Source organism: Paenarthrobacter sp. NPDC058040 (assembly GCF_042885775.1).
In the GTDB taxonomy this organism is placed as follows: Bacteria; Actinomycetota; Actinomycetes; order Actinomycetales; family Micrococcaceae; genus Arthrobacter.
This window is the reverse complement of the sequence record NZ_JBHVRN010000012.1, coordinates 46,151-62,606: the sequence shown is the minus strand read 5'-3', so window position 1 is coordinate 62,606 and position 16,456 is coordinate 46,151. Positions and strand designations below refer to the sequence as shown.

Sequence of the window (16,456 nt, the reverse complement as noted above, 5' to 3'; positions counted from 1 at the left end):
CGATTAGTAGGAAAGCCTGAATCTTCAGCTAGTCGGAGGAACCCCCAGGATCAATTCGCCAGGCGATTCGATCACCGCTCGGATCACTTGGCCTGCAGCACCGAGCAACGTGCCGGAGTGCTTCAACTCCGAGACACGAAGGTCCTCCGGGCGCAGCAGACCCGGCGCATGGCGGTTCAAACTCTCCAATACCGCCGGTTTGAGCCAATCCCCCAACTCCGCGAAGTGGCCACCCAGAACTACGCCCTTGAGGTCCATGAGCCGCGCCGACGAGGCGAGCGCCACGCCCAAGTACCGCCCGGCGTCGTGAACCGCTTTACCTGCCTCCGGCCCGTTGGCCGCCAAAGCTGCCAGCAACGCCGCCATGCGCTCCGACAACGGCCCGTCGGGAATCCGCGCGGCCTGGAAAATGGCCTCCTGGCCTGCGAAGGTTTCGAGGCACCCCGCACCGCCGCACGAACACCTGGGGCCATCGGGATGCACCACCATATGGCCAAGCTCGCCGGCGGAGCCGCCAGGCCCCATGAACAGGTCGGCGCCGATGATCACACCGCCACCCACACCAACCTCTCCCGAGACATACAGGAAGTCAGCCGGCCCGGCGCCGTACCAAAGCTCGCCCAGCGCCGCACTGTTCGCCTCGTTGGAAAGCCGGACGCCAAGTGGCGCGCCGTGCAACAAAGCGCCCGGGTCGAGTTGCTCATGGTCCCAGTGAAGGTTGGGGGCGGAGATCACAACGCTGCGGCGCTCGTCAACCAACCCAGGCACAGCGAGACCGCCACCGAGGATATCGATGTTCTCAGCGCCCGCGGCAGCTTTGGCCTCGTCGACAAGGCGCTTCAAGCCAGCCATGACGGCACCCGGCGCGAGTCCCCTGTTATGCGACTCGACGGTGGACGTAAAGCGAAGCGCACCACCAAGGTCCACCAGGCCAACAGCAAGGTAATCCACATTGATTTCCATGCCAATCACACCACGCCGCGTATTCAGCTCAAGGCCCTGGCCGGGCCGTCCGCGTTCACCGTCACGGTAGAGGCCCACCTCGGCGACGAGGCCGGAATACACGAGATCCGCAACGAGGCTGGAGACGGCAGCCTTGGTCAGCCCGGTGCCGGCAGCCACTTGGGCCCTGCTCGGCTTGGCGTCTCCAGTCTTGGCAATCGAATCGAGGACAAGCGAAAGGTTACGACGCCGGACATCGCCGACGCGGCCTGGCGCTGCTTGCTCATTCACTGACATGGACCATCCTCGCGGCTTGAAAGATTTTCTTGCTGCTTTCCATTGACCATCATCCATTATGGCCCATATAGTTCAGATTGAAAACTAATTGAGGCGTTCCCTTCCATGCCTCGTCCCACGCTTTGCAAAGGAGCAACCATGACCCCGCAACCAACCCCTCAGGACCGCTTCACCTTCGGGCTCTGGACCGTCGGGTGGACAGGTGCCGATCCCTTCGGCGTTGCGACGCGTGCCGCCCTGGATCCCGTGGAAGCCGTCCACAAGCTCAGCGGGCTCGGCGCCTACGGACTGACCTTCCACGACAACGACCTCGTTCCCTTCGACGCCTCCGCGTCGGAGCGTGACCTGATCCTGAAGAACTTCAAGGCTGCACTCGCTGAGACGGGCCTCAAGGTGCCCATGGTCACCACCAACCTGTTCAGCCACCCCGTCTTCAAGGATGGTGGCTTCACCTCCAACGATCGCTCCATCCGCCGTTTTGCCCTGAGCAAGGTGCTGCGCAATATCGACCTCGCGGCCGAGCTCGGTGCGGAAACGTTCGTCATGTGGGGTGGCCGCGAAGGCAGCGAGTACGACGGCTCCAAGGACCTGTCCGCCGCACTGGACCGCATGAAGGAGGGCGTGGACACCGCTGCCGGCTACATCAAGGAGAAGGGCTACGGACTGCGCATCGCCCTGGAACCCAAGCCGAACGAACCCCGAGGTGACATCTTCCTGCCGACCGTGGGCCACGGCCTGGCGTTCATTGCCCAGCTGGAACACGGGGACATCGTTGGCCTCAACCCGGAGACGGGCCACGAGCAGATGGCCGGCTTGAACTTTACCCACGGCATTGCCCAGGCACTGTGGGCCGGCAAGCTCTTCCACATCGACCTCAACGGCCAGCGCGGTATCAAGTACGACCAAGACCTGGTGTTCGGCCACGGCGATCTCACCAGCGCTTTCTTCACGGTGGACCTCCTGGAGAACGGCTTCCCGAACGGCGGTCCGAAGTACGACGGCCCCCGCCACTTCGACTACAAGCCCTCCCGGACCGACGGATACGACGGCGTGTGGGAATCGGCCAAGGCCAACATGGCGATGTACCTGCTCCTCAAGGAACGCGCCCTCGCTTTCCGCGCAGATCCCGAAGTACAGGAGGCTCTCGCAACCTCCGGCGTGTTCGAGCTCGGCGAAAGCACCCTGGCCGCAGGCGAATCAACCGCGGACCTGCTCGCCGACGCCACTGCGTTCGAGTCCTTCGACGCAGAAAAGGCCGCCGAACGCTCGTTCGCATTCGTCCGGCTCAACCAACTGGCCATCGAGCACCTCCTCGGCGCACGCTAAGCCAAACCGTAAAGAACATCCGCCGCCGGGCCCGGACCTGAACTCCAGGCCCGGCAGCCGCTTTAGAAAGACAAAAACCCATGCCCCTCGTCGCCGGCATCGACAGCTCCACCCAGTCCTGCAAGGTGGTCATCCGTGACTCAGAGACCGGCGCCCTGGTGCGCCAAGGACGCGCGTCCCACCCCCACGGCACAGAGGTCCACCCTGACCATTGGTGGACAGCGCTGCAGGAAGCGATCGCGCTGGCGGGAGGACTGGACGACGTCGCGGCCGTAGCCGTCGGCGGTCAGCAGCACGGCATGGTGTGCCTCGACGAATCCGGAGAGGTAGTGCGGCCCGCGTTGCTTTGGAATGACACCCGTTCGGCACGTGACGCCGAGGAACTGATTGGTGAGGCCGGCGAGGGGGACGCCGCCTCGGGCGGCTTGTACTGGGCCTCCCTTACCGGAACCGTGCCCGTCGCCTCGCTAACCGCCACCAAGCTCCGTTGGCTTGCGCGGAACGAACCGGAAAATGCCCGGCGCACGGCGGCCGTTTGCCTGCCGCATGACTGGCTGTCATGGCGTTTGGCCGGACACGGTCCTGGGTCCGGCCCTGCTTCCTTGGAACTTTTGCGTACCGACCGCTCCGATGCCTCCGGCACGGGTTACTTCTCCGCAGAACAGGGAGAGTATCTGCCCGAGGTACTCCAGGACACGCTCGGCCACGTGCCTGCTTTGCCTGCCGTTGTCGGTCCGCTGGATACCGCAGGGAAAACCCCGTCCGGAGCCCTGATTGGCCCGGGCGCCGGCGACAACGCTGCCGCAGGGCTGGGAGTCAGCGCCGCCGTCGGTGACGTTGTGGTATCGATCGGAACATCGGGTACGGTCTTTGCCGTCTCTGAGGTACCCGCCAAGGACGCAAGCGGGCTGGTGGCCGGCTTCGCCGATGCCACCGGCCACTTCCTGCCCCTGGCCTGCACACTCAATGCCACGCGGATCTTCGATGCTACGGCTTCCTTGCTGGGAGTGACCCTGAAGGAACTCGGCGAGCTGGCCTTGTCGGCCCCCAAAGGTGCCGAGGGCCTGACTCTCGTCCCCTACTTTGAAGGCGAACGGACTCCCAACCTTCCAGATGCCACGGGTTCCCTCCACGGGATAACAGTCTCCAACTACACCCCCGCAAACTTGGCCCGCGCCGCCGTCGAGGGCGTCCTGTGCTCCTTGGCCGATGGCCTGGCAGCGCTGCTAGCGCAAGGCGTGGCCGCCCGCCGCGTCATCCTCGTGGGCGGCGGAGCCCAATCCGAAGCGGTGCAGAAGGTGGCGGCAGCCGCCTTCGGACTGCCCGTGTTCGTCCCGGAGCCCGGTGAATACGTGGCTGACGGCGCGGCACGGCAAGCAGCGGGAGTCCTCACGGGATCACTTCCCGAGTGGCCTCTTGAGGGAGTCAAGCTCGATGCCGGCCAACAGGGCGTGGTTCCGGAGTTCCTGGCCAGGTACCGCCGTTACGCCGCGAAGGCCGCCATCGGCTGATCCACTGGCCGGGTGCTCTATCGTGACAGGGTGAGCACCGAACATTCCGCCCCGAACCGTCCTCCCGTCATGGAGGACGTCGCGCGCGTGGCAGGCGTGTCCCACCAGACCGTATCCCGTGTGTTGAACAGTCACCCGAACGTGAGCGCCAAGACCCGCGAACGCGTGGAGCAGGCAATCATCGAACTCGGCTATCGCCGCAACATCGCGGCGCGGAGCCTGGTCACGAGGCGTTCGCAAACCATCGGGGTCTTGGGAAGCGAGTTGGCACAATACGGGCCGTCCCATACGCTCCTGGGCGTGCAACAAGCGGCAAGGGACGCCGGGTACTTCGTCAGCGTGGCTGGACTGCGGGACGTCACGCCGGAGACCATCAAAGACGCGATTGCGCACTTCATGGACCAAGGAGTGGACGGGATCGTGGTGACGGTCCCCCACCCGGGAACCTTCGAGGTCCTCAAGGACGTAACCACACAAGTGCCCCTGGTTGCCGTCGGCGCGATCGGCGATGAACAGCTGAGCGGAGCCACCGTAGACCAACGGGAAGGAGCCCGCTTGGTGGTGGAGCACCTGGCCAAACTCGGCCATGAACGCATTGGACACCTGTCCGGCCCGTCGGACTGGATCGACGCGGCGGCCCGCATAGAAGGTTGGCGGGATGCGTTGGGGGATGCCGGACTGGGCGCCTCGGCGTTGATAGAGGGTGACTGGAGTGCCGAGTGCGGTTACCGCGAAGGATTGAAGATCGCGGCGGAGCGGTCCCTGACGGCACTGTTCGTAGCCAATGACCAGATGGCACTGGGCGTCCTCCGGGCCTTCCATGAAGCCGGAGTCCGGGTCCCCGAGGACATCAGCATTGTGGGCTTTGACGATCAGCCCGAATCCGCCTACTTCATCCCTCCGCTGACAACGGTGGCACAGGATTTCGAGGAACTGGGCAAGCGCTGCATCGGACTGCTTCTGGATCGGCTGGAAACAGGGGCGCCTGGCGCCCCCGTCACCGTGAGACCCCGCTTGGTGGTCAGATCCACGACGGCGGCAGTCCGCGCCTGAACGCTGCGCACCAGTTGCCGGACCTCACTGCCGCGAGGTTCCAGGCGGGCCAGTGGTGGAACGGATCACCAGCCCCGGGCCGACCATCTCCTGGACGGATTGTTCAGCCCCCTCCAGCAGCCCCAGAACGGCTACCATGCCCCGCCGTCCAAGCTGCTCGAAATCCTGTTTGACGGTGGTTAGAGGCGGCAGGACGAAGCCGGATTCAGGCTGGTCGTCGTGCCCTACGATGCTGATGTCGGCCGGAACCTTCAATCCCGCTTCGTGCACGGCCCTCAGGACGCCCATGGCCATCTGGTCGTTTGCCACAAACACGGCGGTGACGTGGTGCGACTGAAGGAGGGCCAGCCCGGCTCGATATCCCGATGCGGCACTCCAGTCGCCTCCGAGCAGTACGTCCGCCTGTAGCCCGGCTCGCGCCAGTGCTTCCTGCCACCCTTTGATGCGCTCGGCGGCGTCGATCCAATGGGGCGGCCCGGAGACATGGGCGATACGGCGGTGGCCAAGTCCGATCAGGTGTTCCACTGCCAAACGCGCGCCCAGCATCTGGTTCAAGGACGCACCAGTCAAGTAATTCGCGTCTCCGGAGCCAACTGCCACCATCGGCATCGGAACGCTGACTTCCTGGAGGACGGCAAGGATGTGGGGATGCGGCACCAGTATGACCATTCCGTCTACTGATTGATTCCGAAAGTGCGCGATTGCATCGTCAATGGTTTCGCGCGTTACTTCACGGAGGTTTGCGATGCTGACGAAGTAGCCGGCTTCCCGAGCAGCCTGCTCCACCCCCAACAAAACGCTTGCCGGTCCGTACTGGGCCGTCTCACATGCCAACACACCAATGGTCCGGGATTGACGGGTCACCAGGCTGCGGGCCGCCGTGTTCCGCCGATAGCCGAGGATGGTGATGGCTTCCTCCACGCGTGCCCTGGTGGAGTCGCTCACGTTTGGGTGGTTGTTGAGGACCCGGGAAACCGTCTGGTGGGAGACTCCAGCAACTTTGGCAACGTCCCCCATGACCGGAGGCCGCGACGATGGAACGCCCAGCGGCATCCGAGTCACTCCTTCATTAGTTCAATTGCCAGGTCCCTTGGCCTGCATCCGCCGGCTGGGGTTGAGCGTCGGATGCAGGCCAGACCTGGCGGCTATTTGGCTTCAGCGCCTACGGGTTCGCTCGTGGCAGGGCGGGCTGATTCCGTTGCCGGAGGGGTGGTCTTCCACTTGAACCGGCGGCCAATGGCGGATCCGCCACCTGCGCCCGTCCGGTTCTTGTTGAAGATGTCAAAGCCGACGGCCAGAAGGAGCACCAGGCCCTTGATGAGCTGCTGGTAGTCCGTGCCCAGGCCCAGGATGGACATGCCATTGTTGAGGACGCCCATGATGAGGCCGCCAATCATTGCTCCGGCCACGGTTCCAATGCCGCCTTGGACTGCGGCGCCGCCGATGAATGCGGCTGCGATGGAGTCGAGCTCAAAGCCGGTGCCACCCGCAGGCTGCGCGGAATTCAAGCGGGCAGTGAACACCAGGCCGGCCAGCGCGGCCAGCACACCCATGTTCACGAACAAGCGGAAAGTAACCTTCTTGGTCTTGATACCGGACAGCTCGGCGGCGTGGAGGTTTCCACCGATCGCGTACGTGTGGCGGCCGAAGATGCTGTTGTTCATGAGGGCCGAGTAAACAATCACCAAAGCGGCAAGAACGATCAGGACGATCGGTGTTCCGCGGTAGCTGGCCAGGAGGAAGGTGATGACCAGCATGAGTACGGCGATGAACCCGTTCTTGACGGCAAACCATGCCATTGGTTCGTTTTCCAGATTGAACTTGCGGCGGACGCGGCGTTCCTTGATGGCTTGGAACAGGATGGCCGCGGTGCCACCAACACCAAGAATGACGGTCAGCCATTCCAGGACAGAGTTGCCGCCGGAAATGTCCGGCAGGAAGCCGCCACCCAATGCGCGCAGCTCATTGGGGAACGGGGTGATCTGCTGGTTCTTGAGCGTGATGAGTGTCAGGCCGCGGAAGATCAGCATTCCTGCCAAGGTGACAATGAAGGCCGGGATACCCACATAGGCGATCCAGTAGCCCTGCCAGGCACCTACCAAGGCGCCAACCAACAGGCAGGCGGGAATGGCGACCCACCAGGCCCATCCCCAGTGCACGATCATGACACCGGCCACTGCGCCAATGAATCCGGCGATGGAACCGACTGAAAGGTCGATGTGGCCAGCGATGATGACCATCACCATGCCTATGGCCAGGATCAGGATGTAGCTGTTCTGGACCACTAGGTTGGTGACGTTCTGCGGCTCAAGCAGGATGCCGTCGGTCAGGATCTGGAAAAGGATGACGATCAGGATCAGGGCGACGAAGATGCCAACCTGGCGGAGGCGGCTTGTGAGGAAGCCAAGGGATTCTCGTAGGGCGGACATGTTGGTTATTCCTTCTCTTTGGTCATGAGGTGCATGAGCGTTTCCTGCGTGGCCTCGGCTATGGGGACTTCGCCGGTGATGTGGCCCGCGGACAGGGTGTAGATCCTGTCGCAAATGCCCAAAAGCTCCGGAAGCTCGGACGAAATGACAACCACGGCCTTCCCGGCCGCTGCGAGCTCGGCAATGATCGTGTAGATCTCGTACTTCGCACCGACGTCGATTCCGCGGGTGGGTTCGTCCAGGATCAGGACGTCCGGGTCCGAGAACATCCACTTGCTCAAGACGACTTTTTGCTGGTTTCCGCCGGAGAGCTTGCCTGTAATGGCGGCCACGGAGGGAGCCTTGATGTTCATGCTCTTCCGGTATTGGTTGGCCACCGTTGTTTCCTGGTTGCCGTCCACCCAGCCGCGCTTGGCGAGCTTGTTAAGGGCAGCCATGGAAATGTTCCGTTTGATGTCTTCGATGAGGTTGAGGCCGTAGTGCTTCCGGTCTTCGGTGGCGTACGCGATGCCGTGGCCGATGGCATCGGAGACTGTGGCCGTGTTGATTTCTTTGCCATACTTGTAGACCTTGCCGGAGACGGCCCGACCGTACGTCCGGCCGAACACGCTCATTGCCAGTTCAGTCCGGCCGGCGCCCATGAGCCCGGCCAAGCCAACAACCTCGCCCTTGCGCACATTGAGGTTTGCATCCTTCACCACCGTCCGGGAATGATCCTGGGGATGTTGGACGGTCCAGCCCTCGATGCGGAGGACTTCTTCGCCAATGTTCGGGGTCCGGTTCGGATACAGGCTTTCAAGATCGCGTCCCACCATGCCCCGGATGATGCGTTCCTGCGTTATCTGTCCCTCGTCGAGCCGCAGGGTCTCAATGGATTTACCATCGCGGATGATGGTCACGGCGTCAGCCACTTTGCGGATCTCGTTGAGCTTGTGGCTGATGATGATGCTGGTGACGCCTTGGCCTTTGAGATGGAGGATCAGGTCCAGCAGATGGTCGGAGTCTTCATCGTTCAGCGCAGCGGTTGGCTCGTCCAGGATCAGGAGCTTCACGTCCTTGGAGAGCGCCTTGGCGATCTCCACGAGTTGCTGTTTGCCTACGCTGATGTGCTGGATGGGGGTCACGGGGTTCTCACTCAGCCCTACGCGGGCCAGCAGTTTTGCGGCTTCAAGGTTGGTCTTCCGCCAGTCCACCCAGCCGTTGGTGGCCAACTCGTTGCCGAGATAGATGTTCTCCGCGATGGAGAGGTAGGGGCTCAGCGCAAGTTCCTGGTGGATGATTACGATGCCGCGCTTCTCGCTGTCCGTGATGCTGGAGAAGTCGCAGGGCTGGTTCTCGAAGAGGATGTCGCCGTCGAAGGTGTTGTGTGCGTAGACGCCGGATAACACCTTCATGAGGGTTGATTTGCCGGCTCCGTTCTCACCGCAGATCGCGTGGACTTCGCCCCGGTTGACATCGAGCGTAACGTCCTGGAGGGCCTTTACGCCGGGGAAGGTTTTGGTGATTCCGCGCATTTGCAGAATGGGTGCATTCATCGTCAATTCCCACTGACTGGTTGAATCGTTGCCGGGCGATGGTTCGGCCGGCTCTGGGGAGACTGCGGCCCCGCCGCTTTCAGGCGGAGCCGCAGCATGAGGGGCGCCCTTACTTGATGTCGGCTTCCTTGTAGTAGCCGGAGTCGATGAGTTCCTTCTGGAAGTTGTCCTTGGTGATGATGACCGACTTCAGGAGGAATGCCGGAACTACCTTGACCTTGTTGTTGTAGGTCTTGGTGTCGTTGGTTTCCGGCTCGGTGCCCTTGAGGACCGCGTCAACCATCTTCACGGCCTGCGCACCGAGCTGGCGGGTGTCCTTGAAGATCGTGGAGTATTGCTCGCCGGCGACGATGGACTTCACGGAACCCTTTTCCGCATCCTGGCCCGTAACGACGGGGAGGCTCCCCGTTGAGTAGCCACCGGTGCTGGTCAGTGCGGAGATGATGCCGATGGAAAGGCCGTCATAAGGAGACAGTACGCCGTTCAACTTGGTGCCCGAGCTGTAAGCCGAAGTGAGGATGTCTTCCATGCGCTTCTGGGCTACCGGCGCCTGCCAGCGCAGGATGGCCGCCTGCTCGAATTTCGTCTGGCCGCTCGGCACCTTCAGGGTGCCTGCATCCATGTACGGCTTGAGGGTGTCCATGGCGCCGGTCCAGAAGAAGTTGGCGTTGTTGTCGTCCGGGCTGCCCGCGAACAATTCAACATTGAACGGGCCCTTGCCCTCTACCTTTTTGCCGCTTGCGTCAACCAGGCCCAGGCCGGTCAGCAGCGAGGTCGCCTGCTGTACACCCACGGTGTAGTTGTCGAACGTGGTGTAGTAGTCCACATTGGGGGTGCCGTTGATGAGGCGGTCATAGGCGATGACCTTGACGTTCTGTTCCTTGGCCTTGGCCAGGACGTCGGTCAGGGTGGTTCCATCGATGGCGGCGATGATGAGGGCCTTGGCACCCTTGGTCAGCATGTTCTCGATCTGCGAGACCTGGGTGGGAATATCGTCGTTTGCGAACTGCAGGTCGGTCTTGTAGCCGAGATCCTTCAGCGACTTCTCCACGTTGGCCCCGTCAGCGATCCATCGCTCGGATGTCTGGGTGGGCATCGAGATGCCCACCAACGAATCGCTCGGCTTCGCAGCGCTGCTTGCATCGGCCGAGCCTCCACGGCTGCCGCAGCCCGTGGCACCCACGGTCAAGGTAAGGACAACCGCTACGGCGCCCAGGAGTTTCTTCAGTCTCACGTTGCTCTCCTTCCGCGGCAGCATCGCCGCGAACTCTGATGCAGGCCGGGCGCATCTGCGCGTCCGGTGGTTAACGCTTTTGCGGGACTGCGGGCTCTGGGGGCGCACAGTCCAAACGTCAGGTGGTGCGAATGCCATTGTGAACGCTCACAATACTTGCGTCAAGTGGTTGACACCGAAAATTGTTAGCGTTCACAATGGGTTCGGACCGCGATGTGGCGGAGATGAACTAAGGATGCTTAATGGGCGATATTTCTAACAGCTATGTGGTCGGCGTCGACTACGGCACCCTGTCTGGCCGTGCCGTCGTCGTTCGTGTCTCGGACGGCAAGGAACTCGGCAGCGGCGTATTCGAGTACCCCCACGCGGTGGTCTCGGACAGCCTTCCGGCCACGGGTCAACGGCTACCCGTGGACTGGGCCCTGCAGGTGCCCAACGACTACCGCGACGTCCTGCGCAACGCAGTACCGGCCGCCGTCGCCGATGCGGGCATCAACCCGGAGAACGTGGTGGGTATCGCGACTGACTTCACCGCTTGCACCATGGTTCCGACGACGGCGGATGGCACGCCGCTGAACGAACTGGAACGCTTCGCTGACCGCCCTCACGCCTACGTCAAGCTGTGGCGGCACCACGCTGCGCAGCCCCAGGCCGACCGCATCAACCAGCTCGCTGAAGAGCGGAATGAAGCGTGGCTCCCCCGGTATGGCGGCCTGATCTCTTCGGAGTGGGAGTTCGCCAAGGGGCTTCAGCTTCTGGAAGAAGACCCCGAAATCTACGCCGCCATGGACCACTGGGTGGAAGCAGCGGACTGGATTGTCTGGCAGCTGTGCGGAAAATACGTCCGCAATGCCTGCACCGCCGGTTACAAGGGGATCTACCAGGACGGGAAATACCCTTCCGAGGACTTCCTGGCAGCGCTCAATCCTGCATTCAAAGGCTTTGTCTCCGAGAAACTCCAGCACACCATCGGCCGTTTGGGCGATGCTGCCGGCTACCTCACCGAAGAAGCCGCCGCCTGGACCGGGCTGCCTGCCGGTATCGCGGTAGCCGTAGGCAACGTCGACGCCCATGTGAGCGCTCCGGCGGCAAACGCGGTGGAACCCGGGCAACTCGTGGCGATCATGGGAACCTCCACGTGCCACGTCATGAACGGCGACGTCCTGCGCGAAGTCCCCGGCATGTGCGGCGTGGTGGACGGCGGCATCGTGGACGGGCTGTGGGGCTACGAAGCCGGCCAGTCCGGTGTGGGCGACATCTTCGGGTGGTTCACCAAGAACGGTGTCCCGCCGGAATACCACCAGGCCGCATCCGACAAGGGCGTCAGCGTCCACGAGTACCTGACCGAACTCGCGGAAAAGCAAGCCATCGGTGAGCATGGCCTGATCGCCTTGGATTGGCATTCAGGCAACCGTTCCGTGCTGGTGGACCACGAGCTCTCCGGTGTCGTCCTGGGCCAGACGCTGGCTACGAAACCCGAAGACACTTACCGGGCCCTGTTGGAGGCCACAGCCTTCGGCACCCGGACCATCGTGGATGCGTTCAGGGATTCCGGTGTTCCGGTGAAGGAGTTCATCGTGGCCGGTGGGCTCCTGAAGAACAAGTTCCTCATGCAGGTCTACGCCGACATCACCGGCCTGAAACTCTCGACGATCGGCTCGGAGCAAGGCCCCGCCCTCGGCTCGGCGATCCATGCCGCCGTGGCCGCGGGGAAGTACAAGGACATCCGCGAAGCTGCCGCTTCCATGGCAGCAGCACCCGGCGCGGTCTACGCCCCTATCCCGGAAAACGTCGCCGCCTACGAGGTCCTGTTCCAGGAATACAAGACCCTCCACGACTACTTCGGTCGCGGAACCAACAGCGTCATGCACCGGCTCAAGGCCATCCAGCGGACGGCACGTGAAGGGACCAAACGCGAAACCACGACGGCGACTGCCGCAGCGCCGCTGACGGCAGCACCGCCGTCGGACATCACCGCAGGCAGCATGGAAGGAGCCACCGCATGAGCGCGCTTCTGGAAACCATCGCGCGGATCCGCAAGGAAGTCTGCGAACTGCATGCTGAACTGACCCGGTACGGGCTCGTTGTCTGGACCGCGGGCAACGTCTCAGGCCGAATTCCGGGACACGAGCTGATGGTCATCAAACCCTCCGGCGTCTCCTATGACGACTTAACTCCGGAGCTGATGGTGGTCACTGACCTGTACGGGACACCGGTGCGTGGCATGAACACGGGCAGCGCCGGGACGGTCGATTGGGGCAACCCGGATCTTTCGCCGTCTTCGGATACTGCGGCCCACGCGTACGTGTACCGGAACATGCCGGAAGTGGGCGGCGTGGTGCACACGCACTCCACCTACGCCACCGCGTGGGCGGCCCGGGGCGAGGAGATTCCGTGCGTGCTGACCATGATGGGTGACGAATTCGGCGGCCCCATCCCAGTGGGACCCTTCGCGCTGATCGGGGACGACTCGATCGGCCACGGGATCGTGGAGACCCTCAAGAACTCCAACTCCCCCGCCGTGCTCATGCAAAACCACGGACCGTTCACCATCGGCAAGGACGCCCGATCCGCAGTCAAAGCGGCAGTGATGTGCGAGGAAGTCGCCAAAACCGTCCACGTCTCACGGCAACTCGGCGAACCGCTGCCCATTGACGAGGCCAAGATCGCCTCCTTGTATGACCGCTACCAGAACGTCTACGGCCGCTGAACCGGCCCGCCCCCAGACCGCCGCAGCCCGGCCACCCAACTTTCAGGAGAACCCCATGCCCAACGCCACCTCTGCCAGCTCGACTTCCCTGGACCACTACGAGGTCTGGTTCCTCACCGGGAGCCAGCACCTCTACGGCGAGGACGTCCTGAAGCAGGTCGCAGCGCAGTCGCAGGAAATCGCCAACGCCCTCAACGCCAGCAGCGAAGTACCGGTCAAGCTTGTGTGGAAGCCCGTCCTGACCGATTCTGATGCCATTCGTCGCACGGCGTTGGAAGCGAACTCGGATGATTCCGTGATCGGCGTGACCGCGTGGATGCACACGTTCAGCCCGGCCAAGATGTGGATCCAGGGCCTCGACGCCCTCCGGAAGCCCTTGCTGCACCTGCACACCCAGGCCAACCGGGACCTTCCCTGGGCGGACATCGACTTCGACTTCATGAACCTCAACCAGGCAGCCCACGGTGACCGCGAATTCGGGTACATCCAGTCCCGTCTCGGGGTGCCGCGGAAGACCGTCGTCGGGCATGTCTCCAACCCCGGGGTCGCCCGCCAGGTGGGCGCGTGGCAGCGTGCCTCGGCGGGCTGGGCCGCTGTCCGGAACCTGAAGCTGACGCGTTTTGGGGACAACATGCGCAACGTCGCCGTCACCGAAGGCGACAAGACCGAAGCCGAGCTCCGCTTCGGCGTTTCGGTCAACACCTGGTCCGTCAACGAACTCGCCGACGCGGTCCACACCGCTGCAGAGTCCGACGTCGACGGGCTTGTCGCGGAGTACGAGCGGCTTTACGAGGTGGCTGAGGAGCTGAAAGCGGGCGGCGCCCGGCACGAGTCGCTGCGCTACAGCGCCCGGATCGAACTGGGCCTGCGCAGCTTCCTGGAGGCCAACGGATCCGCAGCCTTCACTACCTCTTTCGAGGACCTCGGCGAACTCCGGCAACTCCCGGGCATGGCCGTGCAGCGCCTCATGGCCGACGGCTACGGCTTCGGCGCCGAGGGCGACTGGAAGACCGCCATCCTGGTCCGCGCCGCGAAAGTCATGGGCGGCGGCCTGCCCGGCGGCGCCTCGCTCATGGAGGACTACACCTACCACCTGGAACCGGGCAGCGAGAAGATCCTGGGCGCGCACATGCTTGAAGTCTGCCCGTCCCTGACCGCGAAGAAGCCGCGCGTCGAGATCCACCCGCTCGGCATCGGCGGCAAGGAAGACCCCGTCCGAATGGTGTTCGACACCGACGCGGGCCCGGGAGTCGTCGTCGCTTTGTCCGACATGCGCGACCGGTTCCGCCTGGTCGCGAACGCCGTGGACGTCGTCGACCTTGACCAGCCTTTGCCCAACCTGCCGGTGGCCCGCGCACTCTGGGAACCCAAGCCCGACTTCGCCACCTCCGCCGCCGCGTGGCTCACCGCCGGCGCCGCACACCACACGGTATTGTCCACGCAGGTGGGCCTGGACGTGTTCGAGGACTTCGCCGAAATCGCCCGCACGGAACTGCTCACCATCGACGAAGGCACCACCATCAAAAACTTCAAGAAAGAACTCGCCTGGAACGCCGCCTACTACAAACTGGCAGGCGGCCTGTGAGCGCTGAATTCAGCCTGAAAGCGGGCGGCTACGAGGCGGTTGTCACGGAGCGTGCCGCTGCGCTTCGCGTGCTGCGCTGCGACGGCCGGGACCTGGTGGTTCCGTTCCCCGAAGGCGGCCCGATTCCGGACTACCGCGGCATCATCGCCGCGCCGTGGCCCAACCGGATCGCCGATGGCAGGTACACGTTCGACGGCATTACTCACCAGCTGCCCCTCAACGAGCCGGAGCGGGGCACGGCTTTGCACGGCCTCGCCTTCCCGCTTGACTGGAGCATGAAGGAGCACGACGCCGGTTCGGTCACCTTGACGTGCACGGTGGGGCCCACGGCGGGCTACCCGTTCGTGGTGGAGCTCGAGGCCCAATACGCGCTGGATAACTCCGGGCTCCACACGTCAGTTACCGCGGTGAACGCCGCCGACGTCGCCGCACCCTACGGTGTCTGTCCCCACCCATACCTGGTGGCTGGATCGTCGCCGTTGGATGAGTGGATTCTTGAAGCACCTGTCGGGGCCTTCCTGGAAGTCACGCCGGACCGGCTGCTGCCCGTTTCGCTTTCCTCCATGGACGGCCACGAGTTCGATTTCCGCTCCGCCCGGGCCATCGGCACCACGGAAATCGACCATGCGTTTACGGACGTAACGTTCGACGCCGGGCTGGCGCGGCTGTCGCTGCGGGACCCGGCGGGCACCGGCGTCGGAATGTCGTGGGACGAAAGCTGCCCCTGGCTGCAGGTCCATACGGCAGACAAGCCGGCACCCCTCCCCAACAGGCTGGGACTGGCCGTTGAACCGATGACCTGCCCGCCCGACGCGTTCAACAGCGGAACAGACCTCGTCCGCCTCGAACCCGGGGCAACCCATACGGCGTCCTGGAGCATCTACGCGCTCTAGTCAACCCAACTGGGTCGCAGCAGAGCGCGTTTTGAGGGTTCAAAACGCGCTCTGCTGCTACTTACTTGGGTGGGGTCAGCCGATCAGGCGGGCATCGCCGGTGTTGATTGCCGAGGCTGGGAAGCCGTTCTTCACCACGATCTTCTCCAACGTGCCATCCTTGCGAAGGCTATCAACGTATGAGTTCAACGCTGCAAGCAGCCCGGCATTGTCCTTGGTCACCGGGAAACACGTCTGCGGTGGTTCGAGCGAAGCCTTGATGGCGTTGTCCGGTTCGAGGACTTCGACCTTGAGGCCGTTGCTGTTGTTGTGCGCCTCGCCAAAGCCGTCAATTCCGACGTCGATGCGGCCGGACTTCAGGTCCTGGAAAAGGTCCACGGGAGCCTTGTAAAGCTGAAGCTCACCGCCGAGGTAGTTCTTGGCGTCGTCGACCCAGACGTTGCCGTTGACTGTGCCTACCTTCTTGCCTTTCAGATCCGTGACCTTGTTCAGCCCGTCCTTGGAGATCAGCACCATCTGGTCGGTGTAGATGGGATCGGTCAACGACAGGATTTCGGATCGGGCCTTGGACCTCCACCAACCGCCTGTGGCCACGTCTGCCCGCCCGCCTTGGACCGTGGGGATTACTGCGGCGGCCGCAGCGGAAACGGCGTTGATGGACAGGCACTGCTTCTGGGCAAAACCCATGAGGATGTCGCCGTCGACTCCCCCGAGTTCATTGCCCTTGAAGGTGACGTAGGGCGGTGCCTCATACACCGCCACCGTCAGCGCGCCCTTCTTCATGGTGCTGAATTCGGACGCAGGTTTGCAGTCGGCCGGGGTACTGGAGTCTGCGGCTTGTGTGCCACCGCCGCAGCCGCTGAGGGCCGAAGCGAGCGTCAAGGCAGCCACTGCCGACGCAATCATTCGTAGTTTCATGGTGGTTCCTTTGCCTGGATGGC

At 63.4% G+C, this 16,456-nt stretch carries 13 protein-coding genes; 7 read left to right on the top strand and 6 right to left on the bottom strand.

The genetic code is table 11. The annotated features are described in order from the left end of the window. Positions 1-24: 24 nt before the first annotated feature. A complete protein-coding gene (locus ACFVSJ_RS17280) occupies positions 25-1,239 on the bottom strand; it encodes an ROK family protein (protein WP_387438172.1) in 1,215 nt (404 codons plus the stop codon). A 138-nt stretch (positions 1,240-1,377) separates the two neighbouring features. Between ACFVSJ_RS17280 and xylA the strand changes: the two genes are divergently transcribed. From xylA to ACFVSJ_RS17265, 3 genes are all read left to right on the top strand, one after another. After that, positions 1,378-2,565, top strand: coding sequence for a xylose isomerase (gene xylA / locus ACFVSJ_RS17275; protein ID WP_387438171.1), 1,188 nt, complete (start codon positions 1,378-1,380; stop codon positions 2,563-2,565). An 80-nt stretch (positions 2,566-2,645) separates the two neighbouring features. After that, complete coding sequence (locus tag ACFVSJ_RS17270; RefSeq protein WP_387438170.1) at positions 2,646-4,076, top strand: xylulokinase; 1,431 nt, start codon at positions 2,646-2,648, stop codon at positions 4,074-4,076. A 69-nt stretch (positions 4,077-4,145) separates the two neighbouring features. Beyond that, positions 4,146-5,129 carry a LacI family DNA-binding transcriptional regulator gene (locus tag ACFVSJ_RS17265; RefSeq protein ID WP_387438275.1) on the top strand — a complete coding sequence of 328 codons (984 nt, stop codon included), beginning with the start codon at positions 4,146-4,148 and terminating at the stop codon, positions 5,127-5,129. A gap of 24 nt (positions 5,130-5,153) precedes the next feature. Here ACFVSJ_RS17265 and ACFVSJ_RS17260 read toward each other — a convergent pair whose 3' ends face one another. The 4 genes from ACFVSJ_RS17260 to chvE form a co-directional block, all read right to left on the bottom strand. Further along, entirely contained in the window at positions 5,154-6,146 is a 993-nt protein-coding gene (locus tag ACFVSJ_RS17260) for a LacI family DNA-binding transcriptional regulator (RefSeq protein WP_387438274.1), read from the bottom strand. 128 nt (positions 6,147-6,274) lie between these two features. Beyond that, complete coding sequence (gene mmsB, locus ACFVSJ_RS17255) at positions 6,275-7,558, bottom strand: multiple monosaccharide ABC transporter permease (protein WP_387438169.1); 1,284 nt, start codon at positions 7,556-7,558, stop codon at positions 6,275-6,277. Positions 7,559-7,563: 5 nt separating this feature from the next. Next, the gene (gene mmsA, locus ACFVSJ_RS17250; RefSeq protein WP_387438168.1) at positions 7,564-9,093 is read right to left on the bottom strand and encodes a multiple monosaccharide ABC transporter ATP-binding protein; all 1,530 of its coding nucleotides are present in this window, start codon (positions 9,091-9,093) and stop codon (positions 7,564-7,566) included. Positions 9,094-9,202: 109 nt separating this feature from the next. Continuing rightward, the gene (gene chvE, locus ACFVSJ_RS17245; protein WP_387438167.1) at positions 9,203-10,351 is read right to left on the bottom strand and encodes a multiple monosaccharide ABC transporter substrate-binding protein; all 1,149 of its coding nucleotides are present in this window, start codon (positions 10,349-10,351) and stop codon (positions 9,203-9,205) included. Between the two features lie 218 nt (positions 10,352-10,569). Between chvE and araB the strand changes: the two genes are divergently transcribed. From araB to ACFVSJ_RS17225, 4 genes are read left to right on the top strand one after another with little or no spacing between them, the layout of a single operon-like run. Further along, complete coding sequence (araB, locus tag ACFVSJ_RS17240; protein WP_387438166.1) at positions 10,570-12,333, top strand: ribulokinase; 1,764 nt, start codon at positions 10,570-10,572, stop codon at positions 12,331-12,333. Beyond that, a complete protein-coding gene (locus tag ACFVSJ_RS17235; RefSeq protein ID WP_387438165.1) occupies positions 12,330-13,037 on the top strand; it encodes an L-ribulose-5-phosphate 4-epimerase in 708 nt (235 codons plus the stop codon). The genes araB and ACFVSJ_RS17235 overlap by 4 nt, the downstream gene beginning before the upstream one ends. A gap of 55 nt (positions 13,038-13,092) precedes the next feature. Beyond that, positions 13,093-14,622, top strand: coding sequence for an L-arabinose isomerase (gene araA, locus ACFVSJ_RS17230; protein WP_387438164.1), 1,530 nt, complete (start codon positions 13,093-13,095; stop codon positions 14,620-14,622). Beyond that, positions 14,619-15,515, top strand: coding sequence for an aldose 1-epimerase family protein (locus ACFVSJ_RS17225; RefSeq protein ID WP_387438163.1), 897 nt, complete (start codon positions 14,619-14,621; stop codon positions 15,513-15,515). The genes araA and ACFVSJ_RS17225 overlap by 4 nt, the downstream gene beginning before the upstream one ends. 75 nt (positions 15,516-15,590) lie before the next feature. Here ACFVSJ_RS17225 and ACFVSJ_RS17220 read toward each other — a convergent pair whose 3' ends face one another. Continuing rightward, complete coding sequence (locus ACFVSJ_RS17220) at positions 15,591-16,433, bottom strand: transporter substrate-binding domain-containing protein (RefSeq protein WP_387438162.1); 843 nt, start codon at positions 16,431-16,433, stop codon at positions 15,591-15,593. Positions 16,434-16,456 lie beyond the last annotated feature (23 nt).